Below are 24026 nucleotides of genomic sequence, written 5' to 3' on the forward strand. Positions count from 1 at the left end.
TCGCCGCGTCAGGTCAGGCGTCGTCGACCTCGAGCAACCCGAACAGCTCACCGTGCTTGGCCTGGGCGATCGCCTCGCGGCCGGCGGGCGTCTCGAAGCTCATCAGGATGTAGCCGTCGAGCTCCTCCGCCATCTGGGCCGACGAATCACGTTCTGCCACACCGAAATGCGGCAACCAGGAGGCGTTGACGTCGTCGGGCAGCTGGGACGCGGCGTGGATGTTGCACGGGATCGAACCCTCGGGCAGGTCGACCCGCACACCGAACTCGGTCTCGTCGACGTAGCGGTAGCCGAACACCTCGGCGTAGAACTTCTTCGCGCCGTCGAGGTCGCGGGTGAGCAGGGTGTGCGCGGCGATCGCGCCGGCCTCACCCGAGCGGCCGTAACCGGTGAAGTCACCGGCCTGCCAGATGCCGAAGGTGCCGCCGCTGGGGTCGGCGCAGAAGGCCGCTCGACCCGCGCCGGGCACGTCCTGCGGACCCATGAGCACCGTGCCGCCGGCCGCGGTGACCCGCTGCGCGGCGGCGTCGACGTCGGACGACGCGAGGTAGGTCGTCCAGACCGTCGGGGCGTTCTTGTCCTGGGCGACCGTGATCGCAGCCGCCGGACGGTCGTCCTTGAGACAGATCGTGTAGTGACCCTGCTCGGCGGGCGCATCGACGATGTGCCACCCGAACAGTCGGCCGTAGAAGTCCTTGGCGTGGTGCAGCCCGCGGTGCGCTTCCTCGTAGGCGCACTCCACCCAGCAGGGCGACCCGTCGGGCAGCACTCCGTCGTGCACAGTCATGGTGGGCTCCTTCGTCGAACGTTTGTCGTCTGTTCCGACCCTAATCCGTTGCACTGCCAACCGAACCCGTTAGGCCGTTCCGACGTCGTCGGGGGCTCGGATCTGTCACTCTCAGTGCATGCCTGCTGATGCCGCGACCCGGCGCCTGCTCGCGTCTGATCCGTTCAGTCGATGTCGCCGAACGGCTGACGTGACGGTGGCGAGCGCCGAAGACCTACGCACCCTGCTGGCAGAGGTCGAGCTGAAGCTGATCGAGTCCGAATTTCTGCGCAGCACAGCGATGTCCGTGCACATCGACATCGCGGCCGCAGTGGTCGAGGCGTTCCTGGAAGGCGAGGAGAGCCTCGAGGCGCTCGACCCGGCGCGGGAGGCCCGGCTGCGGCTCGTCGTGTCGGGGCTGCACTACCTGGTGATGGAGCAAGACCTGGTGCCGGACGGCGGCCCGCACGGGTATGCCGACGACCTTGCGGTGATGCGTTGGGTGACCCGCGTGGTCGCCGGCGGCGAAGGCCACCCGGTCGACGAATTGAACGGCTACTGAAGGCGATTCGACAGCAGGTTCGGCAGTTCGGCGAGCAGGCCACGGCATGCCGCCTCGACCTCGTCGCGGCACCGGTCGAAGCCCGCGTCGTCGCCGAAGTAGGGGTCGTCGACCTCGTCCTTGTCGGCCGTCGGGTCGAACTCGCGCATCAACCGCACCTCGGCCGCACCCTCGACGTGCTGGGCCATGCGCTCCACCTCGTCGAGGTGACCGCGGTCGGCCACCAGCACCACGTCGCGTTCGGCGAGGTCGGGCGGGGTGAGCTGCTTGGCCCGGTGAGCACGTCCGTCGTAGCCGCCGCGCTGCAGCGCCTGCACCGTGCGCGGGTCGGCCGGCTCGCCGACGTGCCACGAGCCGGTGCCGGCGGAGTCGACAATCACCTTGTCGCTCAAGCCTTCCCGCTCGAGAAGGTCGCGCAGGATCACCTCGCCCATGGGGGAGCGGCAGATGTTCCCGGTGCAGACGAACTGGACGCGATAGGGCTTGCTCATGCCCTCGATTCTGCGTGACGGTGCCAGACGTACGGCGTGGTGGTGGTGATCTTCACCAGGCCGCTCCGCTCGAGGATCGGGCGCGAGGTCTCGAGGCTGTCGCTGTGCAGGTAGCGCACGCCGCGCTCGCGGGCGTGCCGGGCGCGGGCCGCGGTGAGCCCACGGTAGATGCCCTTGCCGCGCCAATCCGCTTGTGTGACACCGCCCCACAGCCCGGCGAACTCGGTGCCCGGCACGATCTCGAGGCGTCCGGCGCTGATCGCCTGCCCGTCGAATTCCGCCATCCAGAGGCTGCCGTAGCCCTTCGACCGGGCGAGCCGCTCCTCGGCCTGCTCGGGGGTGGGGCCGTCGCCGAACACGTCGAACTGCAGCACTGCGGCGCGGGTGATGTCGGCGGGGTCGGTCGCCTGCTTGATGGTGACGCCGTCCGGCAGCGGCACCTCGGCGACGAGGCGCTCGACCGATCCGGCCATGACCGTCTCGATCTCCTCTGCGCCGAAGCCGTGCGCGAGCAAGCGCTCGGTGAGATCGACGGGGAGGTCGTGTCCCCTTGTTTTCCACTCGAATTGGTCGACCGCTGTCTCGTCGCGGTAGTAGGCGACGGTGCGTGCGATGAGCGCGTCGAGGTCGCCGACGCCGTCCAGGTCGCGGTAGCTGACGAACCCGCCCCAGCTGAAGACACCTCGCACCAGCGGTCCGTCCTCGGACACCTGATCGGCACCCGCCACCTCGGCGTCGCGGCGCAGTTGCTCGTCGTACGCGCGCAGCAGCGCAGCGGGGTTTTCGGGAGATTGCTCGGTCATGGGCTCATCCTCGCGGCTGCCGGACGGACGGCGCATCCAGATATCCGGGGTCGCCGGCGAGTTGGTGCGCGAACGGGAGTTGGATGGACTTGCGGGAGGAGGATCTCCCGCTGTCGCAACCAACTCCCGCAAACGCAACCAATGCGCACCGACTCCGCGGCGCGGTCGGCCGGGGAAACCGGACGCGTCAGAGGGTGAGCCAGTCGCCCGCAGCCGCGCGGAACTGCTCAGGGTCGAGGTCGCCGGCTCCGGCGGGCACGCCACCGAGCAGCTGGCCCTCGGCGAGCTTGCGGAGTTCGTCGACGTTGGTGCGCTCGGCGAGGCCGGGCTCCGCCGGCTGCGAGCCGACGACCACCCCGACGAGGTCGAGGCCGCGCACCCGCAGCGCCTCGAGGGTGAGTGCGGTGTGGTTGAGGGTGCCGAGACCGGCGCGGGCGACCACGACGAACCCGACGCGAACTCCCTTGGCTTCCAGAGGAGTTGCCAGGTCGGCGAGGGTCGATCCGATGGCGTCGAGGTGCACCAGCAGTCCGCCCGAACCCTCCACCAGCACCACGTCGTAACGGCCAGACTCGACCTGCTCCAGCACCTGCGCCGCGTGGTCACCGACCGTCGGGATGGTCTCGTCGGCCAGCGCCGCCGCGACGTCGGGGGCCAGCGGGTCGGGCAGCCGCACGTGCTCGGCGACGTCGACCCCGGCGAGCCGTTCGACGGTCTGCGCGTCGCACGGCTCGTCGTCGGTCACGCCGGTCTGGGCGAGCTTGATCATCAGCACGCGCTGGCCGCGCGCCGACAGGGCGGCCGCGATCGCGGCGGTGGTGATCGTCTTGCCGACCTCGGTGTCGGTGCCGGTGATGACCAGGACTGGAGCGCTCATGGCGCCAGCATTTCAGGCGCGCAGCGTGCGCAGCACGGCGGTGGCGTGCTCGAGGTCGGCCTCGCTCAGCCCCGCGTGTGCGGTCAACCGGAGCCGCGAGACGCCATCGGGAGTCGACGGTGGGCGGAAGCACCCGATGCGCACCCCGGCGCCCGCTGCGCGGGCCACCGCGGCCAGTGCCTGTTTGGGTCCGGGCATCGGCGCAGACAGCACCGCACCGGCCGGCCGCTGCACCCCGAGCGCGTCGGCGATGCGCCCGGCGGCGTCGCGCACCCGCGCCACCATCGCGGGGTCGGCGACGAACCGGCGCAGCGCACCGAGTGCTGCTCCGGCGGCTGCCGGCGCGAGCCCGGTGTCGAAGATGAACGGGCGAGCGGTGTTGACCAGGTGCTCGCGCACCAAGGGAGTGCACATCGCCGCACCGCCTTGTGTCGCAAGCGATTTCGACAACGAGGTGGTGATCACGAGCCGTTCGGACGGCGTGAGTCCGGTGGCTGCGGCGAGTCCTTCGCCGCGTCCGCCGACCACGCCGATGCCGTGCGCCTCGTCGACCACGAGCATGGCGTCGTAGCGCTCGGCCAGCGCATGTAGCGCGACCAGGTCGGCGGCGTCCCCGAGCACCGAGAACACCGATTCCACGACGACGAGTGCGCGCGGTTCGGTGCGCTCGCGCAGCGCCTGCTCGACGGCGGCGGTGTCGAGGTGCGGCACCACCGCGACCCGTCCGCGGGCCAGGCGGGCGGCGTCGATGAGCGAGGCATGGTTGTGGGCGTCGCTCACGACGAGGGTGTCGGTGTCGGCGAGCGCGGTGATCACCGACAGATTGACGTGGTAGCCGGTCGAGAAGACCAGTGCCGCAGGCATGTTCGTCAGCGTCGCGAGCTCGGCCTCGAGTTCGTCGTGCACCGGCCAGGTGCCGGTGACCAGCCGTGAGGCGCCTGCTCCCGCGCCGTACGCCTGGAGTGCCCGGGTGGCCGACTCGAGCACCGCGGGGTCGTGCCGCAGCGACAGGTAGTCGTTGCCGGCGAGGTCGATGAGGCCGTGCGGGTGGTCGCAGGAGAGCACGCGGGTGAGTCCGGCGGCCTCGCGGCGGCGGGCGGCCTCGGCGAGGTGATCGGCGAACGCGCTCATGGAGCGACCGCTCGCGCGGCGGCGACCATCGCGGCGCCGATCTGCGCCACCTCGTCGGGGGTGCACGCGTACGGCGGCATCGCGTAGACGAGGTCGTTGAACGGGCGCAGCCATACGCCGTGGTCGAGTGCGGCGGCCGATGCTGCAGCGAGCGGACGCGGCGAGTCGAGCTGGATCACCCCGACGGCTCCGACCGAGCGCACGTCGGCCACGCCGGGCAGGTCGCGGGCCGGCTCGATGGCCGCGCTCAGCACCTCGCCGAGCGCATTCACCCGGTCGAGCAGGTCGTCGCCGAGCAGGTCGATCGATGCCGACGCGATGGCGCAGGCGAGCGGGTTGGCCATGAAGGTGGGGCCGTGCATGAGGGCGCCGGCGGGCTCGGCCGACACCGCGGCTGCCACGTCGGCCGTGCACAAAACCGCTGCGAGAGAAAGATATCCGCCGGTCAGCGCCTTGCCCACGCACAGGATGTCGGGGGTCACCTCGCAGCGGTCGGCGGCCCAGAGCGTGCCGGTGCGCCCGAACCCGGTGGCGATCTCGTCGAAGATCAGCAGCGCACCGCTGGAGCGGGCCAGCGACGCGAGCACCCGCACCACCTGCGGCGGGTAGATCCACATTCCGCCGGCGCCCTGCAGCACCGGCTCCACGATCACCGCGGCGATGTCGGACGCGTGCTGCTCGAACAGGCCGCGCGTCTGCGCCTCCCAGGCGCTGATGTCGGCGTCGAGCCCACCCGGCGGACGCGGTCCGAAGACCTGCTCGGGCAGCACCCCACGGAACAGCGTGTGCATGCCGTTGACCGGGTCGCACACGCTCATCGGTGACAGGGTGTCGCCGTGATATCCGCCGCGCACCGTGAACGCCTTCGTGCGCGGCCGGCCCGCGGCGGCGTGCGCCTGCCAGGCCATCTTGAGAGCGACCTCCACCGACACCGAGCCGCTGTCGGCGAAGAAGACGTGCTGCAACGAGTCGCCCGGTGCGATGCGGATCAGCTTGTCGGCCAACGTGATTGCTGGCTCGTGGGTGAGTCCGCCGAACATCACGTGCGACATGGAGTCGAGCTGGCTGCGGGCCGCCGCGTCGAGCTCGGGCACGGCGTAACCGTGGATGGCGCACCACCACGAGGCCATGCCGTCGATCACCTCGCGCCGGTCACCGTCCGCCGTCTGCAGGCGTAGCCGCACGCCGGAGGCCGACTCGACAAGGTGAGTGGGAGCGGGGCTCAGCGCCGACGCGTACGGGTGCCACAGGTGGTCGCGGTCGAACGCGAGCAGATCGGCGATGGGCAGCACGGCCCCATCCAACAGCAGAAGGGCCCGGGCATCGCCCTGACCCTCCTACCTCGTAGTACGCGTGTCAGTCGCGGTTCTTCGCGATCTTCGCGACGTTGATCGCCAGCTCCAACAAGATGCGCACGATCGCGACGACCAGCACCAGCCAGACGAGGTCGGCGAACAGATGCATGATGGCGTCGAAGGTGCCCATGTTCTTGACGTCCGCGCCGCCGTAGTCGGTGCTACCGAAGTTGTGGATCGTGTTCGCCAGGAACTTCAGCACCGCCCAGACCACCACACCGAGGAAGGTCAGCTGAGCAAGACCCTCGGTCAGCGAACGGGTGAACTTCAGGTCGCTGAACAGCGCGCCGATGCCTTCACCGGCCGCCTTCGGGGTCTGGAAGCCGCCGCCCTGCGACTGATGCGCCGTTGCGCCGTAGCCGGACTGGCCCGACGACTGCTGACCGTAGTCGGACTGCCCCGGCGATTGCTGGCCGTAGTCGCCCTGGTTGTAGGAACCCTGGCCGTACGCGGACTGCTGCCCGGCGTTCGAGCCGGACGACTCGCCGCCCCACTGCTGGGTCTGTGCGTTCGACTCCTGCGAGCCCGACGCGTCCCAACCCTGACCGGGGGAACCCTGGCCCCCCGAGCTCTGCTCGGAGCCGCTGCCCCAGTTCTGGCCCAGGGACCCCTGGCCCTGTGCGTCCTGCTCGGACGAGCCGCCCCAGTTCTGGCCGAGCGAGCCGCCCTGTCCGTTGTTCCAGGACCCGCCTGTCGGCTGTGACATCTGCTTCCTCCTGATTTCGTGCGGCCGAGGTCGGCCGCTCGCGCACCAACCTACTTGGCCCGACCGCTCACGAGGTGGGTTCCCCACCCGTCAGCTCACCGTGCTGTACGCAGACGGCGGTCCATCGGGTGGGTGTCACCTGCACCTTCATCCGGCGGCGGCACTGCACACAGAAGCGGGGTGGTTCCTCCGCGGCCAGCCAGCGTGCGCACACCGCATGGCCGCCCTGGGCGGATGCCTCCCCGCACCGGGCGCAGTACGGCGCCCCGCCGTCGACCGCGCTCACAGGCTGGCGTTGAGGGCCTTGATCGGCATCTGCAACTCCTCGAGCAGGCGCAGGTCCTGCTTCGGGTCGCGGCCGAGGGTGGTCAGGTAGTTGCCGACGATGACGGCGTTGATGCCGCCGAGCAGTCCGTCGCGGGTGCCGAGGTCGCCGAGGGTGAGTTGGCGGCCGCCGGCGTAACGCAGGATCGTGCGCGGCAGCGCCAACCGGAACGCCGCGATGGTGCGCAACGCGTCCTTGGCGTCCATCGGCTCGATGTCGCCGAACGGGGTGCCCGGGCGCGGGTTGAGGAAGTTGAGCGGCACCTCGTGCGGCTCGAGTTCGGCCAGCTGCGAGGCGAGTTCGGCGCGCTGCTCGATGGTCTCTCCCATGCCGACGAGGCCGCCGCAGCACAGCTCCATGCCCGACGCCTTCACCATCGTGCAGGTGTCCCAGCGCTCGTCGTAGGAGTGGGTGGTGACGACCTGCGGGAAGTAGGAGCGAGCCGCCTCGAGGTTGTGGTTGTACCGGTGCACGCCCATGTCGACCAGCTGGTCGACCTGCTCCTGGCTCAGCATGCCGAGCGAGGCCGCCACCTGGATGTCGACGGCGTCCTTGATCGCCTTCACGCCGTCGCGCATCTGCGTCATGAGCCGCTCGTCGGGCCCGCGCACCGCGGCGACGATGCAGAACTCGGTGGCTCCGGTGGCCGCGGTCTGCTCGGCGGCCTTCACCAGCTCGGGGATGTTGAGCCACACGCTGCGCACCGGCGAGGTGAACTGGCCCGACTGCGAACAGAAGTGGCAGTCCTCGGGGCAGCCGCCGGTCTTGAGCGACACGATGCCCTCGACCTCGACCTCCTCACCGTTGAACTTCAGGCGCACCTCGTGGGCCAGCGCCAACAGGTCGGGCAGCAGCTCGTCGGGCGTGCGCAGCACCGCCACGAGGTCGTCGTAGGCGAGGGGCTCGCCGTGCACCAGCACCCGCTCACGGGCACGGTCGAGGATCGAGGTCTGCGATGTGGTGCTCGTCATAGTGGCCGATCCTGCCGTAGCGCCCGGACAGGCGCGCATCCGGTCCAATCCGCGCGGGGCCCGGCACCGAATCACCGACATGCAAGCGTGCGGCGAGATCGGGCCGGTGGGGCGATGATGGCGGGTATGGCCGAACCTCCACCCGGGCAGGCGACGCGGACGACGTCCGCGACGGCGTCGTTGGAGGACCTCCTGCGGCGGTGCGCCCGCGGCGACGAGGCGGCGTTCGCGCGGCTCTACGACCTCACCAGTCATCGCACCTACGGCCTGGCCCTGCGCGTGGTGCGCAACCCGGCGCACGCAGAGGAAGTGACCCAGGAGATCTACCTCGAGGTGTGGCGCACCAGTGCGCGATTCGATGCGGCCCGCGGCAATGCGCTGTCGTGGCTGCTGACGATCGCGCACCGGCGCGCCGTCGACCGGGTGCGCAGTGCCGACGCGGCCCAGCGACGCGACGAGGTGTTCGAGCGGGAGACGCGTCCGCGTGATTACGACGTCACCGCCGAGCAAGCCCAACTGAGCATCGAGAGCGCACGCGTGCGCCGTGCGTTGCAACACCTGACCAGCACCCAGCGAGAGGCGGTCGAGCTGGCCTACTTCGGTGGTTACACCCACGCCGAGGTGGCCCGGCTGCTCGACCTGCCGCTCGGAACAGCCAAGACCCGCATCCGGGACGGACTCATCCGGTTGCGCGACACGATGGGAGTCGAGCGATGACCGACGACGCCTACCAACTGCTCGCCGCGTACGCGGTCGACGCGGTCACCGACGAGGAGCGGGAGCAAGTGGAGCGCTACCTGCGCGCCCACCCCGAGCACCTCCCCGAGCTGCGCAGCCTGCAGCGCACCGTGGTCGAACTGTCGGCCGAGCTGCAGGTGGCGCCGCCGCCGAGCCTGCGCGACTCGGTGCTGGCACAGGCCCACCAGATCCGTCCGCTGCCGCCGCAGGAGCCCACCGCTGCGTCGCTCGAGGACGAGCATGCCGCGAAGAAGCACACCGACCAACCGCGCGACGAACTCGCCGCCCGCCGTCGCAAGCCCTGGTTCATCGCGGCCGCTGCAGCCGCCGTCATCGGCGTCACCACGGTGGCCGTCCAGCAGCAGATCGCACCGCCGTCGCAGCAGACGGTGGTGGCGCAGGTGAGCGCCGCGGCCGACGCCCGCTCCTACGAGCTGGCGATGCCCGGCCACTCGGCCACGGTGACGCGTTCGATGGCGATGGGCAAGGCGGTCTTCCGGTCGTCCGACCTCGGTGCCGCGCCGGCGGGTCACGCCTACCAGGTGTGGCTGCAGCAGCCGGACGGATCGATGGTGTCGGCGGGTGTGCTGCCCGGCCCGACCAGCGGCGTGGTGCAGATGGTGCTGCACGGCGATGCCACCCGCGCGGTGGGTGTGGGCCTGACGATGGAGCCGGCCGGTGGGTCGACGAAACCGTCGAGTGCGCCGCTGGCGGTCGCCGGATTCTGAGGCTGTCGTGACCGAGCCATCCGAAACCTACAGCGGCACCGAACCCCCGAGCATGAAGACTCGTGCCTACCTGGGCAGCGCCCTCATCGGCATCGCGGCCACCGTCGCCGGCGCCGGAGCCGGCCACCTCATCGCAGTGCTCGTGCGGGCCGACGCCTCACCGCCGTACGCCGTCGGGTCGGCGGTCGTCGACGCCACGCCCGAACCGGTGAAGAGCTGGGCGATCCGCACCTTCGGCAGCGCGGACAAGCTGGTGCTGCTCAGCGGCGTGGTGATCGTGACGCTGCTGCTCGCGGCGGTGGCAGGACTGCTCGCTCGGCGCCGGTTGTCGTACGGCCTGGGGTTGCTGGGCGTAATGGTCGCGATCGCCGGGTGGGCCGCTCTCGCCCGTCCGAGCGCCGACTTGCTGTCGGTGGTGCCGTCGCTGGTGACCGCCGGTGTCGGACTCGGCGCGATGACCGCGCTGCACCGGGGCGCCGGCGAGTCGGCGGACGAGGGTTTGTCCCGGCGCGGGGTGATGCTCGCGGGGGCGGCCCTCGGCATTGGCGCGGTGGCTGCCGCGGTCGGCCGCTCGGTCGGGTCGGTGGCCAACAGGGTGGCCGGTGCGCTGCCGAAGCCGGCCCGTCCGTTGCCCGCCCTTCCGGCCGAGTTGCCGGTGCCGGGCATCACCGCACTGCGCACCCCGGCCTCCGACTTCTACCGGGTCGACACCGCGCTGATCGTGCCGCGGGTCGATGCGTCGTCGTGGGAGCTGGTGATCGACGGGGAGGTGGAGCAGCCGCAGCGGTTCAGTTACGCCGACATCACCGCGATGCCGATGGTGGAGGCCGACGTCACGCTGTGCTGCGTCAGCAACGAGGTGGGCGGCGAATACGCGGGCGGGGCCCGCTGGACCGGCGTGCCGGTGCGCGAACTCCTGGCCCGCGCGAAGCCGAAGCCGGGCAACGACCAGGTGTTGTCGACCTCGACCGACGGCTACACCTCATCGACCCCGCTGGCCGCGCTCGTCGATCCGCAGCGCGCCGCGCTGCTCGCGATCGGGATGAACGGCGAACTGCTGCCGCGCGACCACGGCTACCCGGCCCGCCTCGTGACGCCCGGCCTCTACGGATACGTCGGCGCCACCAAGTGGGTCACCCGCCTCACCGTCACCACCTACGCCGGCCGCAAGGCCTACTGGACGGTGCGCGGTTGGGCCGAGCGCGGCCCGATCAAGCCGAGCGCCCGCATCGACACACCCCAGCCCCTGGCGTCGCTGAAGGCCGGCACGATCGCCATCGGCGGCACGGCGTGGGCGCAGCACCTCGGGGTGCGCGCGGTGCAGGTGCAGATCGACGACGGCCCGTGGCAGCAGGCCCGGATGGGTGGCGACGCCGGCATCGACTACTGGCGACAGTGGTGGCTGCCGTGGAGTGCGCAGCCGGGCCAGCACCGCCTCCGCGCCCGCTGCGTCTACGCGTCCGGCACCTTGCAGACCGACGTGCGGGCCGAGCCCTTCCCTGACGGCGCGTCCGGCTACCACGAGGTCGTTGTCAACGTGCGCTGAACGGGTAAACCGTTGTGCTGCAAAGAATTTCATCGAGATCAGACCCATCCGATCGGTAGTGCGCGACGAACCACTTGCGTCCGTGCACCACGAGCACATCGATCAGGAGATCTCTCATGAAGCGCATCACCACCACCGTCACGCTCGCTGCCACGCTCGCGTTGGGCCTGGCTGCCTGCGGCGGCAACGACAGCTCGGGTTCGTCGGGATCGACGGGTTCGTCGGCAATGACCGACTCGATGTCGTCCTCCATGTCGTCGAGCGACTCGATGGCGTCGAGCGACTCGATGTCGTCGAGCAGCCCGATGGGATCCTCCGGCGCGATGACCGACGCCCGGTTAGGTCCGGGCTGCGCGAGCGTCCCGGCAGACGGCAAGGGGTCGTTCGCCGGCATGGCCAAAGACCCGGTCGCCACCGCCGCCGGCAACAACCCACTGCTGAGCACCCTCGTCACCGCGGTCAAGAAGGCCGGCCTGGTCGACACGCTCAACAACAGCAAGAACATCACCGTGTTCGCGCCGTCGAACGCCGCTTTCGACAAGATCCCGAAGGCCGACCTCGACAAGGTGCTGGCCGACAAGACGACGCTGACCCACCTGCTCACCCACCACGTGGTGCCGAGCCGGTTGGCACCCGCCGCGCTGGCCGGCACCCACCCGACCCTCAACTCCGACTCGGTGAAGGTGACCGGCACGACGCCCGACTTCGACGTGGCGGGCGCGAAGGTGCTCTGCGGCAACGTGCAGACGGCCAACGCCACCGTCTACATCGTCGACACCGTGCTGATGCCGATGAAGTGACCACCCACCTCCGCGAGAGTTTGCAGATTCGCGAGCCTGGCTCCCGAGTCGTGCGAACTCTCGCGGAGGGTCGGCTGACGGCCGTGGGCGTGCGTGGGGTGACACCGGGTCGCGGTAGCGTCCACTCCCGTGGAGGACAAAGCGATGATCCAGGCCAGTGGCCTACGCAAGTCGTTCGGCGACTTCGAGGCGGTGCAGGGCATCGACCTCGAGGTGCGCCGCGGCGAGGCCTTCGGCTTCCTCGGCCCCAACGGCGCCGGCAAGTCGTCGACGATGCGGATGATCGCCACCGTCTCGCCGCGCAGCGGGGGAGACCTGCAGATCCTCGGCATGGATCCCGCGACGCACGGTCCCGACATCCGCGCCTGCATCGGCGTCTGCCCGCAGGACGACACCCTCGACAACGAACTCAGCCCGCGCGACAACCTCATCGTCTACGGCCGCTACTTCGGCATCCCGCGGCGGCAGGTGCGCGCCAAGGCGGAGGAGCTGCTGGAGTTCGCCCAGCTCACCGACAAGGCCGACGGACGCGTCGAAGCGATGTCGGGCGGCATGAAGCGCCGCCTCACGATCGCCCGGTCGCTGGTCAACGACCCCGAGCTCCTGCTGCTCGACGAACCCACCACCGGTCTCGACCCGCAGGCGCGACATCTCTTGTGGGACAAGCTGTTCCGGCTCAAACAGCAGGGCGTCACCCTGGTGTTGACCACCCACTACATGGACGAGGCGGAGCAACTGTGCGACCGCCTGGTGGTGATGGACAAGGGCAAGATCGCTGCCGAGGGCGCACCGCGCGAACTCATCGCCACCTACTGCACCCGCGAGGTGGCCGAGCTGCGGTTCGGCATCGGCGAGCACGAGGCGCTGGCGCACCGGGTCGAGGGCATCGCCGAGCGGGTCGAGGTGCTGCCCGACCGGCTGCTGCTCTACACCGACAACGGCGAACACACCCTGGGCGAGGTCGCCCGCGCGGGGCTCCACCCGGTCGCGTCGCTGGTGCGTCGATCGAGCCTGGAGGACGTCTTCCTGCGGCTCACCGGCCGAACGTTGGTCGACTGATGACGACGAGCGAGGTCGGCGCGACGGCCACCGCGGCGACGGCGGTGCGCACCGGTAACCGTTCCAGCCCGATGCACCTGTTCGACTACTGGCTCACGGTCTACAAACGCACCTGGCGCGGCAGCGTCATCACCTCGTTCGTCACGCCGTGGTTCTACGTGGTGGCGATGGGGGTGCTGCTCGGCGGGTTCGTGCAGGCCGACCCGGCGACGCTGGAGGGATCGGCCAGTTACCTCGCGTTCGTGGTGCCCGGCATGATCTGCGCGCAGTCGATGCAGGTCGGTTTCGGCGAGACCACCTACCCGGTGATGGGCATGCGCAAGTGGGAGAAGACGTACGAAGCGCAACTGGCCACCCCGTTGCGGGTCAGCGACATCCTGCAGGCGCACGTCGTGTTCATCCTGTTCCGGGTGCTCACCACCGCGGTTGTCTTCACGGTCGTGCTGTCCTTCTTTGACATCTTCCAGCGGTGGTGGAGCGGGCCGGTGGTCGTCGCGGTGCAGGTGCTCGTCGGTCTCGCGGCGGCGCTGCCGATCTACGCCTACGCGGTGCGTGCCGAGAGCGAGTCGGGCTTCTCGGTCGTGTTCCGGCTGCTGATGATCCCGCTCACGCTGTTCAGCGGCTCGTTCTTCCCGATCGCATCGCTGCCGTCGGCACTCGAAGCGGCGGCCCGGGTGTCGCCGCTGTGGCAGGGGGTCAACCTCGCCCGGATGGCCACCACCGGCCAATGGCACTGGCCGGTCGCGCTCTACAACATCGCCTACCTGGTGGTGCTCGCCGGCGCCGGCTACCTGCTCACCGTCCGTGGCATGCGCAAGGAGTTGGTGCCGTGAGTTCCGTCGGTGCGCCATTGGTCAAGGTCGAGGGACGCCGGTTGTCGGCGTTGGAGGGCGCCGGAACCCTCATCCATCGCAACTACCTGGTCTACCGGCGCGACTGGGTCGTGTTCGTCACGGGCTTTCTGGAGCCGGTGTTCTACCTGCTGTCGATCGGCATCGGCGTGGGCACCCTCATCCCGGGGTTCGAGGTCAACGGTCAGCACGTGCCGTACGCCGACTACGTCGCGCCGGGCATGCTCGCCGCGTCGGCGATGAACGGTGCGATCTTCGACGCCACCTTCAACGTGTTCTTCCGGCTGAAGTACGCGAAGTTGTACGACCAGATCCTCGCGACGCCGCGCACCGTCGGCGACGTGGCTCGCGGCGAGATCGGCTGGGCGCTGATCCGCGGCGGCATCTACTCGACGGCCTTCCTCGCGGTGATGGCCGGCTTCGGCATGGTGCATTCGTGGTGGGGTCTGCTCACCGTGCCGGCCACGCTGCTCATCGGCTACGCGTTCGCGTCGGTGGCGATGTCGCTGACCACCTGGATCCGCAGCTGGCAGGACTTCGAATACATCACGCTCGCCCTGATGCCGTTGTTTCTCTTCTCGGCCACCTTCTTCCCGATCACCCGCTACCCGCAGTGGCTGCAGTGGGTGGTCGAGGCGACCCCGCTCTACCGCGGCGTCGTGCTGTGCCGCGAACTCGCCACCGGCGCGATCGGCTGGGGCTCGCTCGTCTCGGTGCTCTACCTGGTCGCGATGGGCGCGCTCGGCACCGTTTTGGTGCGCCGCCGGCTGTCGAGGCTGCTGCTCACCTGAGCGACCGCCTGCGACGCGCCGCCCGGCGACGCGTATGTGAGCGGTGTCACGACTCAAAGATTTGCACTTTTGCCGCCTAAAGGGCAATTCTTATCCGCGTGACAGCTTCCACCGATCTTCGCTTCGTCGCCGATGCTGCGCGCGTCGCCGGCTGGAACGACAAGCGCCGCGAGACCGCCAAGCGGATCACCCGGGCGGCGCGTCGACTGTGCGCGACCCGGGGTTTCGACGAGTTCACCCTCGATGACCTCGCTGCCGACGCCGAGGTCTCGCGCCGCACGCTGTTCAACTACTTCGACGGCAAGATGGAAGCCGTGCTCGGACTGCCGCCCGCGGGCGTGCTTCCCCTGCTGAAGGAGTTCTGCGCCGGCGGACCGACGGGCGACCTCTACGACGACGCCTGCATCGTGGGGCGCCAGTTGCTCGAGGAGAAGGGGATGGCCCGCGACGACCTGGCCACCTTGCACCTCGCCCTGGAGCGCAACCCGAAACTGCTCGCCGCGACGGCGACCACCTTCCGCGGGGTCGGCGAAGACCTGCTGGTGCTGATCGCCGAACGCGAGCAGGAGCCGTCCGACTCGCCGCGCGTCGTGATCACGCTGACCGCGATCGCCGCGCTCTTCGAGGCGACGGTGCGCACCTTCATCGCCCCCGACAACCGCCGTCCGATGGGCGACATCTTCGACTCCTACCAGGGCGCCCTGCGTGACCTGGCCACCCGAAACCACTGACCTGTCACCAGATTCGAGAAAGAGATCATGGCAACTCTTCTGTACCGCCTCGGCAGTACCGCCTACCGCAAGTGGTGGGCGTTCCTGGCCGCCTGGCTGATCGCCGTCATCGCCCTCGGCGGCCTCGCCGGGGCCGTCTCCAAGCCGATGTCCGACTCCTTCAGCATCCCGGGGATCCCCTCGCTGCAGGCGCAGGAGATGGAGAAGAAGCTCTTCCCCGAGGCGAAGGACATCGAGAACGCCGCCACCGTCAACATCGTGATGGCGGCACCGCAGGGTCACAGCCTGCGTGAGGCGAAGTACCAGCAGGCCGCCGGCGCGCTGGTCAAGGACCTCGCGACCCTGCCGCAGATGCCGAAGACGCCGATCGCGCCGCCGGTGCAGGCGTCCGACGCGCAGTACAAGATGGCCGTCGACGGCGCCATGAAGAACGGCGCCCCGAAGGCCGTCGCCGAGGCGAACGCGAAGGCTCTGCTGCCGTTGTCGCAGGACGGCCGGGTCGGCACGATCAGCTTCGAGTTCGACGTGCCGTCGGTGCCCGACGTGAAGCCGGCGACCCAGGACGACCTGATCGCGATGCTGCACAAGCACGCGCAGAGCAGCGGCATGCAGATCGAGGTCAACGGTCGGGGAATGCAGCAGATGCCCGAGACCGGCGGTAGTGCCGAGCTCATCGGTATGGCCGTGGCCGCCGTCGTCCTCATCATCACCTTCGGCTCGCTCATCGCGGCCGGTCTGCCGCTGGTCACCGCGCTGTTCGGCGTCGGCTCGGGCATGATCGGCATCTACCTGGCCACCTCGTTCACCACCATCGGCACCACCACCCCGATGCTGGCCACGATGATCGGTCTGGCCGTCGGCATCGACTACACGCTGTTCATCCTGGCCCGCTACCGCGCCGAACTGCGGCACACCGACGACCGCGCGCACGCCGCCGGACTCGCCGTCGGCAAGGCCGGGTCGGCCGTGGTGTTCGCCGGTCTGACCGTGCTCATCGCCCTCGCCGCGCTGATGGTCGTCGGCATCCCCTTCCTCACCTCGATGGGTATGGCCGCCGCCGGCACCGTGTTCTTCGCCGTGCTGGTCGCCCTCACCCTGCTGCCCGCGATCCTCGGCATGCTGAAGACGAAGGCCTTCGGTGGCCGCGTCCGCAAGCACAAGGACCCACTGGACGAGGACGGTCACCCGCTCAACAACGGGGTGCGCTGGGCGCGCTTCCTGGGCAAGAAGCCGGCCGCGGTCGTCGCTCTCGTCGTCGTGCTGCTCGGTGCACTGGCCGTGCCGATGACCGATATGCACCTCGCGCTGCCGAGCGACTCCACCGCCGCGAAGACCACCACCCAGCGCAAGGCCGCCGACCTGGTCGCCGGTGCGTTCGGGGAGGGCCGTCAGGCGCCGTTCATCGCGGTCGTCGACGGCACCCAATTGGGTTCGCAGCAGGCGCGGATGGGCGCGTACGGCCAGGTCGTGGCGTGGGCCGCCAAGCAGAAGGGCGTCGCCAACGCTCAGATGATCGCGGTCAACAAGGACGCCTCCGGTGCGCAGGTGCTGATCACCCCGACCACGGGTGCCGATGACACCGCGACCGACAACCTGCTGAGCGCGCTGCGCGACGGCGAGTCGGGCATCGAGTCGGCCACCAAGACCGAGGTGGGCATCACCGGCATCACGGCCATCCAGACCGACGTCTCGGAGCGGTTGACCGGCGCCCTGCCGATCTACCTCGCGGTCGTCGTCGGTCTCGCGTTCATCCTGTTGATGCTGGTGTTCCGGTCGCTGCTGGTGCCGCTGACCGCGACCCTCGGCTTCCTGCTGTCGGTGCTGGCCACCCTCGGCGCGACCGTCGAGATCTTCCAGAAGGGCACGTTCGGCCTCGTCGAGGGCGCCCCGCTGGTCAGCTTCATGCCGATCATCCTCATCGGCCTCGTGTTCGGTCTGGCGATGGACTACCAGGTGTTCCTGGTCACCCGGATGCGTGAGGCGTACGTGCACGGCATGACCGCCCGCGAGGCAGTGGTCGACGGCTTCCGGCACGGCGCCCGGGTGGTGTCGGCCGCCGCCGCGATCATGATCTCGGTGTTCGCCGCGTTCATGTTGCAGAACAACTCGCTGATCCAGTCGATGGGCTTCGCGCTCGCCGCCGCGGTGTTCTTCGACGCGTTCGTAGTGCGGATGACGCTCATCCCGGCCCTGATGTACCTCATGGGCGACAAGGCCTGGTGGCTGCCGAAGTGGCTCGACAAGATCCTGCCGTCGGTCGACGTCGAGGGCGAGAAGCTCGCCGAGATGCACCCGGAGCTGGAGAAGGAGCCGGAGCTGCAGGACGCCTGACCTGCACTCGCGCAAGACGGCCGGCGGCCGTGCACCCTCGGGGGGATGCACGGCCGCCGGTTCCATTTCGGGGAACGTCGTCCGCAGACGGGTCGTGCAGCGGTGAAACACCTGTAACCCGCGCGATCGCGCGCATTCATAGCGACTGATGGAGTCGTTCAGGGCTGTTTCACAGGTGTGAGGCTTGTCACAGTTGATCACGAAACCGTAACGCAAACCCGGGGTGTCGCGTTGTGTCCCTCGAACCAGATGGTTACGCCCGACCACCGGATCCAGATCGGTAGGTCGGGAGCTGGCACGTTCACTCGCCGTCCCTCCCAGGTGAACGTCGCGTCCGGAACTTCCGGAGCCAGACGAGGCGCCGACACATTCGGCAAGTCGCCCGATCGGAGACTTGGCGTGTGCCCGGCGAGGCAGCAATGAAAGGGAAGCAATTTGCTGAACAACCGCAAGACCCGAATCACCACCATGGCGGCCACCGGCGCCGCCGCGGCCGCCACCATGACGATGGTCACCGCAGGCAACGCCAGCGCTGACACCAGCGTTTGGGACCGCGTGGCACAGTGTGAGTCCGGCGGTAACTGGAGCATCAACACCGGCAACGGTTACTACGGTGGCCTGCAGTTCACCCAGTCGACCTGGAGCGCCTTCGGTGGCTCCGGCTCGCCGCAGAACGCCAGCAAGGCGGAGCAGATCCGCGTTGCGCAGCGCACCCTCGCGGTGCAGGGCCCCGGCGCGTGGCCGGTGTGCTCCGTGAAGGCGGGCCTGACCCGTTCGAACGGTGGCGCGTCCTCTTCGGGCTCCACCACCCAGCAGGCTGCCCCGCAGCGGCAGACCTCGCGCAGCACCACCCGCCAGGCCGCGCCGAAGCAGTACCAGGCTCCGGCTCAGCAGCAGGCCGCGCCGAAGAAGCAGTACAAGGCCCAGGCCCCGGTGCAGCAGCAGGCTCAGCCGAAGAAGTACACGCAGCACAAGCACGAGAGCTTCCAGGCCGCGCCGAAGGTGCAGTCGACCGGTGACTCCTACACCGTGAAGTCGGGCGACACCCTCAGCAAGATCGCTCAGAAGCTCGGTCTCGACAGCTGGCAGTCGCTGTTCAACCTGAACCACGCGAAGATCGACAACCCGAACCTGATCTTCGTCGGCCAGGTCTTCGAGGTTCCCGCGAAGTGATTCGCGACTGATCTCGCGGGGAAGCCCCCGGACGTCCGCGTCCGGGGGCTTTCTCGTGCGGTCAGCCGGGGAAGGCGGGCAGCTGCGGCGCATACACCCACGCGTCCAACAGCTCGTCGATCGAGTGCCCCGTCTGCTGCAGGGCGAATGCCGCGAAGTCGGCCGTCGTCACGTTGCGCCCCGTGTAGGCGGCCACCCAGGCCGGCAGCAGCTTGAAGAACTCCACGTCGCCGATGTACCGCCGGATCGCGTGCAGGGTCATCGCGCCGCGCTTGTAGACGCGGTCGTCGAAGACGTCGTCCTGACCGGGGTCGCCGAGCAGGAGGTCCTGCGGCTTGCGGGCGAGGCCGTCGTAGTGCTCGCGGGCACGCTCGTCGGTGGAGGGGCCGCCCGACTCCTGCGACCACAGCCACTCGGCGTAGCACGCGAAGCCCTCGTGCAACCAGATGTCCTTCAGCGTCGACATCGTGACCGCGTTGCCGAACCACTGGTGCGACAGTTCGTGGGCGATGAGGCGCTGCGCGTCCCAGCCGCGGTTGAGGAAGTTCGACCCGAAGATCGACAGCGACTGCGCCTCGAGCGGGATCTCCAGCGAATCGTCGGTGATCACGACCCGGTAGACCGGGAAGGGGTAGGGCCCGAAGGTGCGCACGAAGAAGTCGAACATCGCCGGCTGGTCGGCGAACGCCCGCTCGAAGGCGGCCCGCCGGGCCGGCGGCACCGCGGCACTCATCGGGACGTTCGCGGCCAGCGGCACCTCGACGTACCGCCCGATCTGGACGGTGGCCAGGTAAGGGGCCATCGGCTCGAACACCTGGTAGGTCCACACCACGCGTCCGGCGCGGCGGCGGGAGGCGGTGCGCACCCCGTTGCACACCACGAGGTAGTCGGGGTGGGTCGCGACGTTGATCGTGTAGGTGGCCTTGTTGGAGGCGCGGTCGTTGCACGGGAACCAGCTCGGGGCGCCGCCGGGCTGCGCCGCGACGATCGCGCCGTCGGTGAGCTCCTCCCAGCCGGCGTCTCCGACCTTGTCCTTCACCGTCGTCGGCACCCCGCGGTAGGCGATCGTCAGCTTCGCCTCGTCGCCCTTGCCGAGCTCCTTGGCCAGCTTCAACCGCAGCCGCGAGTCGCGGTGGGTGTAACGCGACACCTTCAGGCCGGAGATCTTCACGACCTTCAGTGCGTGCAGGTCGACCACGAGTTCGTCGGTCTTCTTCAGCGCGCGGACGTGCAGGGTCGCCTTGCCGGAGAGGTTGTTGTTCTCGATCGCGTAGTCGAGGTCGAGGTCGTAGTGGGTGACCTCGTAGGAGCTGTCGCCGTGTCCGGGCAGGTAGGGGTCGGTGAGGTTCTTCGAACCGTTCTTGCCGTTCGTACTCACGCGCGAACTCCTACACCCGTAGTTAACGAAAGTGGTTGCAATAGCGACCGGTGCACCGGGTCAGTCCTCCACCCACGGGCCGATCGGGTTGCCCAACCAGCGCGTCTTGTCCGGAACCGATTCGCCTCTCATCACCAATGACACCGGGCCGACGGTAGCCGACCGACCCAAGCTGGCGGCGGGCAGGATGACGCTGTGTGGGCCGAGGGTGGCGCCGTCCTTGAGCGTCACGGTGTCCATCGACAGCACCCGGTCGTGGAAGAGGTGGGTCTGCACCACGCACCCGCGGCCGACCGTGGCGCCGTCGCGCAGGTCGATGAGGTCGGCCTCGGGCAGCCAGTAGGTCTCGCACCACACGCCGCGCCCGATCTTGGCGCCCATCGAACGCAGCCACAGGTTGAGCACCTGGGTGCCCGACGCGGAGCGGGCCAACCAGGGTGCGGCCAGCATCTCGACGAAGGTGTCGGCCAACTCGTTGCGCCACACGAACGAGCTCCACAGCGGGTGCTCGCCGCGCTTGATGCGCCCGACCAGCAACCACTTGGACGCGGTCGCCAGGCCCGACGCGATCGCGCCGCCGACCATGAGTACCGGCCCGACGAGCACGAAGATCGCCCAGACGCCCCATCGGCGTTGGATCTCCAGCAGCAGGGCCGCCACCGCGACGCACAGCCCGAAGCCGAGCAGCACCGGCACGACGCGACACAGCTCCACCAGGGCGCGGGCGACGCGCAGCTTGCGGGCCGGGCGGAAGGTGCGGCTGTCGTCGGTCTTGCTCGACTCGCGGCGCAGCTTCACCGGCGGGCTGCCCAGCCAGGAGGTGCCCGATTTCGCCTTCATCGCCTTGGCCGGCGCCGCCGAGAGCACGGCGACGAGGCCGCGCTTGGGCACCTTGCGGCCCGGGGCGGCCATGCCGGAGTTGCCGAGGAAGGCGCGCTTGCCGACCTTGGTGCGGCCGACGACGAGGCGTCCGTCGTGCAGTTCGTAGGGCCCGACGAGGGTGTCGTCGGCGAGGAACGACGCCTCTCCCACGGTGACGAGCTTGGGGATCATCAGCACGGTCGACGCCTCGACGTCCTTGCCGATCGTCGCGCCGAGCGACCGCAACCAGGCGGGGGTGAGCGCGCTGGAGTAGAGCGGGAAGAGCCAGCCGCGGGCCTCGTCCATCAGTCGCAGCGTGCCCCACGCGCGCAGGGCCTGGCCGCTGTGCACGGGGTGCTCGCCCTCGGTCAGCCCGGCCTGCAGGATCCGCGCGAGCAGCCAGATGAGCAGGGTGAGCACGAGCATCCCGACCACGCCGCCGGCCACGACCATCGGCACCGCCATGGCCCACGCCGACCGGTCGCCGAGCACCAGAGCGCCGACGTAAACGGCTGCGGCAGTGGCGATCACGGGCAGGGCCGCGATGAGCCACGCCAGTGCGCCGTAGGCGAAGGTGAAGACCGGACGGTGCGGCGGGCGCTCGATCTCGCGCGTCTTGATCTTCGCGACCTCGGTGGCGGGCGCGCCGCTCCAGAACTCGTCGTCGGGGATGCGACCGAACACGCCGGAGCCGGGCGCGACCTCGCTGCCGCGGCCGACGATCGCGCCGGGCGTCAGCGTCGAGCGGGTGCCGACGCGGGCGCCGCGCATGATGTGCACCTCGCCGATGTGCAGTCGGTCGCCGTCGAGCCAGTGACCGGAGAGGTCGACCTCGGGTTCGATCGACGCGTTCGCACCCACGTGCAGCAGGCCGGTGACCGGCGGGATGGTGTGCATGTCGGCGTCCTTGCCGATCTTCGCGCCGAGCAACCGGGCGTAGGTGCGCATCCACGGCGCGCTCGACAACTGCGTCGCGCCCGACTCGTCGGCGATCTTCTCGGCCAACCACAGCCGCATGTGCACCTTGCCGCCGCGCGGGTAGTTGCCCGGGCCGATGCCGCTCATCGTGAGCCGAATCAGGCCTGTTGCCAGCAGGATTCGTCCGGGCGGCGTGAGCATCACGAGGCCGGTGACGATGATCAGCCACCACGGCGCGGTGGGCAGGTCGCGGTCGACGACGGACGCGGTCAGCTTGGTGCCGAGCAGCAGCCAGGCCACCCACCGCAGACCGGCGAGGGCGCGGGTGCCGAGCAGTCCGACGTGCTGGCCGAGCTGGGCCTTGAGCGGCGTGGGTGGGACGGTGCGCTCCCGCAAGTTCGCCGGCGCAGACATCGAATCAAGTTGCGCGGCAAGGGCGCCCACCGTCGGGTAGTCGTAGATGTCGGCGACGGTGACCTCGGGGTGGGTCTCGCGCAGCCGCGACACGAGCTGGGCCGCGGTGAGGCTGCCACCGCCCGCCTCGAAGAAGTCGTCCTTCGGGGAGGCGACGACGACACCCATCACTTCGAGCCACAGATCCGCGACGAGTTTCACGGTGCCGTCGAGTTCCTCGGCCTGCTGGCCGGCCGGACGCAGGGTCGGCACCGGCCAAGGGAGTGCGTCGCGGTCGATCTTGCCGCTGGTGCGGGTGGGCAGCGTGTCGACCTCGGCGAGGCGCGGCACCATCGTGGCCGGGAGTTCGGCGCGCAGTTGCTCCATCGCCGTCGACAGGTCGAAGTCGGGCTGGGTGGTCAGGTAACCGACGAGGATCTTGTTGCCGGTGCTGGTGGCCCTGATCGCGGACGCTCCGCCGGCGACGCCCGGCAGGGCCGTCAGGGCGGCGTCGATCTCGCCCAGTTCGATGCGGCGTCCGCCGAGTTTGATCTGGTCGTCGGCCCGGCCGGCGAACAGCAGGCCGGCGGAGTCCTTCACGACGTGGTCGCCCGAGCGGTAGGCGCGCTCCCAGCCGAGCGTCGGCATCGGGGCGTACTTCTCGGCGTCCTTCTCCGGGTCGAGGTAACGGGCCAGGCCGACGCCGCCGATGATCAGCTCGCCGGTCTCGCCCTCGGCGACCGGGTTTGCGTCGGTGTCGACGACCTCGAGGTCCCAGCCGTCGAGCGGCAGACCGATGCGCACCGGTCCCTCGCCGGTCAACTGCGCGCCGCACGCGACAACCGTGGCCTCGGTGGGGCCGTAGGTGTTCCAGATCTCGCGGGTGGCGGTGGCATACCGGGTGCCGAGCTCGGGCGGGCAGGCCTCACCGCCGAGGATCAGCAGGCGCACCTTCGCCAACGCCTCGCTCGGCCACAGCGCCAGCAGCGTCGGAACGGTCGAGACGACCGTGATGTCGTTGGCGACCAGCCACGGGCCGAGGTCCATGCCCGACTTCACCAGCGAACGCGGCGCGGGCACGAGGCAGGCGCCGTAGCGCCAGGCCAGCCACATCTCCTCGCACGACGCGTCGAACGCGACAGACAGGCCCGCCATCACCCGGTCGTCGGGGCCGATCGGGTCGCCCTGCAGGAACATCCGCGACTCGGCGTCGACGAACGCGGCCGCGTTGCGGTGGGTGACCGCCACGCCCTTCGGCTTACCGGTCGATCCCGAGGTGAAGATGATCCAGGCGTCGTCGTCGACCGTCGGTTCTTCCAGCCCGCGCGGCGAACGCCCTTGCGCCGCGAGCAGTTCCAGCGCCAAGTCATCACCGAGGACGCCCGCCACGTCGGCCTCGCCGAACACCGTGCGCGCCCGCTCGTCGGGGTCGTCGGCGTCGACCGGCACGTAGGCCGCGCCGGCCGAGATGATGCCGAGGATCGCGACGTAGAGGTCGGTGGTGCCCGACTTGATGCGCACGCCCACCCGGTCGCCGCGTCCGATGCCCGCCTCGGCGAGGGTTTCGGCGAGCTCGGTGACCTGATCGTGCAGCTCGGAGTAGGTCAGCACCACGCGGCCGTTGTCGATGGCCGCGGCGTCCGGACACTCCTGCGCCGTCTCGGTGAGGATGTCGACGAGGGTTCGGGGCGACGGTGCGAGGTCGCCACGCAGCAAGGTCACGGGTGATTGTCACTTTCGT

Annotated in this window: 23 protein-coding genes; 11 read left to right on the forward strand and 12 right to left on the reverse strand. The window is 69.7% G+C overall.

The features are described from left to right. Positions 1 to 13: 13 nt before the first annotated feature. Positions 14 to 787, reverse strand: a complete 774-nt coding sequence (locus tag DFJ65_RS03510; protein ID WP_115921833.1) for a VOC family protein — start codon at positions 785 to 787, stop codon at positions 14 to 16. Between the two features lie 118 nt (positions 788 to 905). On the opposite strand from DFJ65_RS03510, the gene DFJ65_RS03515 reads away from it, so the two are divergent. Beyond that, a complete protein-coding gene (locus DFJ65_RS03515; protein ID WP_147301299.1) occupies positions 906 to 1328 on the forward strand; it encodes a DUF1232 domain-containing protein in 423 nt (140 codons plus the stop codon). Here DFJ65_RS03515 and DFJ65_RS03520 read toward each other — a convergent pair. From DFJ65_RS03520 to bioB, 8 genes are all read right to left on the reverse strand, one after another. Continuing rightward, on the reverse strand, positions 1322 to 1819 hold the full coding sequence (locus DFJ65_RS03520; protein WP_115921835.1) for a low molecular weight protein-tyrosine-phosphatase: 498 nt from the start codon (positions 1817 to 1819) through the stop codon (positions 1322 to 1324). The two genes, DFJ65_RS03515 and DFJ65_RS03520, sit on opposite strands and share 7 nt — an antisense overlap. After that, the gene (locus DFJ65_RS03525; RefSeq protein WP_115921836.1) at positions 1816 to 2622 is read right to left on the reverse strand and encodes a GNAT family N-acetyltransferase; all 807 of its coding nucleotides are present in this window, start codon (positions 2620 to 2622) and stop codon (positions 1816 to 1818) included. The genes DFJ65_RS03520 and DFJ65_RS03525 overlap by 4 nt, the downstream gene beginning before the upstream one ends. Before the next feature lie 187 nt (positions 2623 to 2809). Further along, positions 2810 to 3499 carry a dethiobiotin synthase gene (gene bioD, locus DFJ65_RS03530; protein ID WP_115921837.1) on the reverse strand — a complete coding sequence of 230 codons (690 nt, stop codon included), beginning with the start codon at positions 3497 to 3499 and terminating at the stop codon, positions 2810 to 2812. 12 nt (positions 3500 to 3511) lie between these two features. Next, positions 3512 to 4630: an aminotransferase class I/II-fold pyridoxal phosphate-dependent enzyme gene (locus tag DFJ65_RS03535; RefSeq protein WP_115921838.1), complete on the reverse strand. Its 1119-nt coding sequence runs from the start codon at positions 4628 to 4630 to the stop codon at positions 3512 to 3514. Continuing rightward, the gene (locus DFJ65_RS03540) at positions 4627 to 5922 is read right to left on the reverse strand and encodes an adenosylmethionine--8-amino-7-oxononanoate transaminase (RefSeq protein WP_342767491.1); all 1296 of its coding nucleotides are present in this window, start codon (positions 5920 to 5922) and stop codon (positions 4627 to 4629) included. The genes DFJ65_RS03535 and DFJ65_RS03540 overlap by 4 nt, the downstream gene beginning before the upstream one ends. 64 nt (positions 5923 to 5986) lie before the next feature. Then, positions 5987 to 6691 (reverse strand): DUF4282 domain-containing protein, encoded by a 705-nt coding sequence (locus tag DFJ65_RS03545; RefSeq protein WP_115921839.1) that lies wholly within the window; start codon positions 6689 to 6691, stop codon positions 5987 to 5989. 67 nt (positions 6692 to 6758) lie between these two features. Continuing rightward, complete coding sequence (gene bsaP / locus DFJ65_RS18530) at positions 6759 to 6977, reverse strand: biotin synthase auxiliary protein BsaP (RefSeq protein ID WP_115921840.1); 219 nt, start codon at positions 6975 to 6977, stop codon at positions 6759 to 6761. Beyond that, on the reverse strand, positions 6974 to 7987 hold the full coding sequence (gene bioB / locus DFJ65_RS03555; protein WP_115921841.1) for a biotin synthase BioB: 1014 nt from the start codon (positions 7985 to 7987) through the stop codon (positions 6974 to 6976). The genes bsaP and bioB overlap by 4 nt, the downstream gene beginning before the upstream one ends. Positions 7988 to 8113: 126 nt before the next feature. Between bioB and sigK the strand changes: the two genes are divergently transcribed. From sigK to DFJ65_RS03570, 3 genes are read left to right on the forward strand one after another with little or no spacing between them, the layout of a single operon-like run. Continuing rightward, positions 8114 to 8704, forward strand: coding sequence for an ECF RNA polymerase sigma factor SigK (sigK, locus tag DFJ65_RS03560; protein WP_115921842.1), 591 nt, complete (start codon positions 8114 to 8116; stop codon positions 8702 to 8704). Continuing rightward, a complete protein-coding gene (locus DFJ65_RS03565) occupies positions 8701 to 9453 on the forward strand; it encodes an anti-sigma factor (RefSeq protein WP_115921843.1) in 753 nt (250 codons plus the stop codon). Before sigK ends, DFJ65_RS03565 begins: the two co-directional genes overlap by 4 nt. Before the next feature lie 52 nt (positions 9454 to 9505). Then, on the forward strand, positions 9506 to 10999 hold the full coding sequence (locus DFJ65_RS03570) for a molybdopterin-dependent oxidoreductase (RefSeq protein WP_115924078.1): 1494 nt from the start codon (positions 9506 to 9508) through the stop codon (positions 10997 to 10999). On the opposite strand, the gene DFJ65_RS18320 is transcribed toward DFJ65_RS03570, so the two are convergent. Continuing rightward, positions 10986 to 11393: a hypothetical protein gene (locus DFJ65_RS18320; protein ID WP_342767492.1), complete on the reverse strand. Its 408-nt coding sequence runs from the start codon at positions 11391 to 11393 to the stop codon at positions 10986 to 10988. The genes DFJ65_RS03570 and DFJ65_RS18320 overlap by 14 nt on opposite strands. Here DFJ65_RS18320 and DFJ65_RS18325 point away from each other — a divergent pair. From DFJ65_RS18325 to DFJ65_RS18230, 7 genes are all read left to right on the forward strand, one after another. Next, on the forward strand, positions 11392 to 11799 hold the full coding sequence (locus tag DFJ65_RS18325; protein ID WP_342767493.1) for a fasciclin domain-containing protein: 408 nt from the start codon (positions 11392 to 11394) through the stop codon (positions 11797 to 11799). The genes DFJ65_RS18320 and DFJ65_RS18325 overlap by 2 nt on opposite strands. 144 nt (positions 11800 to 11943) lie before the next feature. Next, complete coding sequence (locus DFJ65_RS03580) at positions 11944 to 12858, forward strand: ABC transporter ATP-binding protein (RefSeq protein ID WP_115924079.1); 915 nt, start codon at positions 11944 to 11946, stop codon at positions 12856 to 12858. Continuing rightward, positions 12858 to 13691: an ABC transporter permease gene (locus DFJ65_RS03585; protein ID WP_115921845.1), complete on the forward strand. Its 834-nt coding sequence runs from the start codon at positions 12858 to 12860 to the stop codon at positions 13689 to 13691. The genes DFJ65_RS03580 and DFJ65_RS03585 overlap by 1 nt, the downstream gene beginning before the upstream one ends. Next, positions 13688 to 14500, forward strand: a complete 813-nt coding sequence (locus tag DFJ65_RS03590) for an ABC transporter permease (RefSeq protein WP_245949971.1) — start codon at positions 13688 to 13690, stop codon at positions 14498 to 14500. The genes DFJ65_RS03585 and DFJ65_RS03590 overlap by 4 nt, the downstream gene beginning before the upstream one ends. A gap of 98 nt (positions 14501 to 14598) precedes the next feature. Next, positions 14599 to 15231, forward strand: coding sequence for a TetR/AcrR family transcriptional regulator (locus tag DFJ65_RS03595; RefSeq protein ID WP_170143980.1), 633 nt, complete (start codon positions 14599 to 14601; stop codon positions 15229 to 15231). Between the two features lie 27 nt (positions 15232 to 15258). Further along, positions 15259 to 17562: an MMPL family transporter gene (locus DFJ65_RS03600; protein ID WP_115921848.1), complete on the forward strand. Its 2304-nt coding sequence runs from the start codon at positions 15259 to 15261 to the stop codon at positions 17560 to 17562. Between the two features lie 435 nt (positions 17563 to 17997). Next, complete coding sequence (locus DFJ65_RS18230; protein WP_281269847.1) at positions 17998 to 18735, forward strand: LysM peptidoglycan-binding domain-containing protein; 738 nt, start codon at positions 17998 to 18000, stop codon at positions 18733 to 18735. A gap of 61 nt (positions 18736 to 18796) precedes the next feature. Here DFJ65_RS18230 and DFJ65_RS03610 read toward each other — a convergent pair whose 3' ends face one another. Next, positions 18797 to 20113, reverse strand: coding sequence for a M1 family metallopeptidase (locus DFJ65_RS03610; RefSeq protein WP_115921849.1), 1317 nt, complete (start codon positions 20111 to 20113; stop codon positions 18797 to 18799). 60 nt (positions 20114 to 20173) lie between these two features. Beyond that, positions 20174 to 24007: a Pls/PosA family non-ribosomal peptide synthetase gene (locus tag DFJ65_RS03615; RefSeq protein ID WP_115921850.1), complete on the reverse strand. Its 3834-nt coding sequence runs from the start codon at positions 24005 to 24007 to the stop codon at positions 20174 to 20176. Between the last annotated feature and the right edge of the window lie 19 nt (positions 24008 to 24026).

The organism is Calidifontibacter indicus (assembly GCF_003386865.1).
In the GTDB taxonomy this organism is placed as follows: Bacteria; Actinomycetota; Actinomycetes; order Actinomycetales; family Dermatophilaceae; genus Yimella; species Yimella indica.

Excerpts from the sequence above, each read along its gene's own strand:
- DFJ65_RS18325 (WP_342767493.1), top strand. The coding sequence starts at position 11,392 with ATGGCCAAAGACCCGGTCGCCACCGCCGCCGGCAACAACCCACTGCTG.
- DFJ65_RS03580 (WP_115924079.1), top strand. The coding sequence starts at position 11,944 with ATGATCCAGGCCAGTGGCCTACGCAAGTCGTTCGGCGACTTCGAGGCG.
- bioB (WP_115921841.1), bottom strand. The coding sequence starts at position 7,987 with ATGACGAGCACCACATCGCAGACCTCGATCCTCGACCGTGCCCGTGAG.
- DFJ65_RS03520 (WP_115921835.1), bottom strand. The coding sequence starts at position 1,819 with ATGAGCAAGCCCTATCGCGTCCAGTTCGTCTGCACCGGGAACATCTGC.
- sigK (WP_115921842.1), top strand. The coding sequence starts at position 8,114 with ATGGCCGAACCTCCACCCGGGCAGGCGACGCGGACGACGTCCGCGACG.
- bioD (WP_115921837.1), bottom strand. The coding sequence starts at position 3,499 with ATGAGCGCTCCAGTCCTGGTCATCACCGGCACCGACACCGAGGTCGGC.
- DFJ65_RS18320 (WP_342767492.1), bottom strand. The coding sequence starts at position 11,393 with ATGCCGGCGAACGACCCCTTGCCGTCTGCCGGGACGCTCGCGCAGCCC.
- DFJ65_RS03545 (WP_115921839.1), bottom strand. The coding sequence starts at position 6,691 with ATGTCACAGCCGACAGGCGGGTCCTGGAACAACGGACAGGGCGGCTCG.
- DFJ65_RS03570 (WP_115924078.1), top strand. The coding sequence starts at position 9,506 with ATGAAGACTCGTGCCTACCTGGGCAGCGCCCTCATCGGCATCGCGGCC.
- DFJ65_RS03510 (WP_115921833.1), bottom strand. The coding sequence starts at position 787 with ATGACTGTGCACGACGGAGTGCTGCCCGACGGGTCGCCCTGCTGGGTG.
- DFJ65_RS03585 (WP_115921845.1), top strand. The coding sequence starts at position 12,858 with ATGACGACGAGCGAGGTCGGCGCGACGGCCACCGCGGCGACGGCGGTG.
- DFJ65_RS03515 (WP_147301299.1), top strand. The coding sequence starts at position 906 with ATGCCTGCTGATGCCGCGACCCGGCGCCTGCTCGCGTCTGATCCGTTC.
- DFJ65_RS03525 (WP_115921836.1), bottom strand. The coding sequence starts at position 2,622 with ATGACCGAGCAATCTCCCGAAAACCCCGCTGCGCTGCTGCGCGCGTAC.
- DFJ65_RS03565 (WP_115921843.1), top strand. The coding sequence starts at position 8,701 with ATGACCGACGACGCCTACCAACTGCTCGCCGCGTACGCGGTCGACGCG.
- DFJ65_RS03600 (WP_115921848.1), top strand. The coding sequence starts at position 15,259 with ATGGCAACTCTTCTGTACCGCCTCGGCAGTACCGCCTACCGCAAGTGG.
- DFJ65_RS03535 (WP_115921838.1), bottom strand. The coding sequence starts at position 4,630 with ATGAGCGCGTTCGCCGATCACCTCGCCGAGGCCGCCCGCCGCCGCGAG.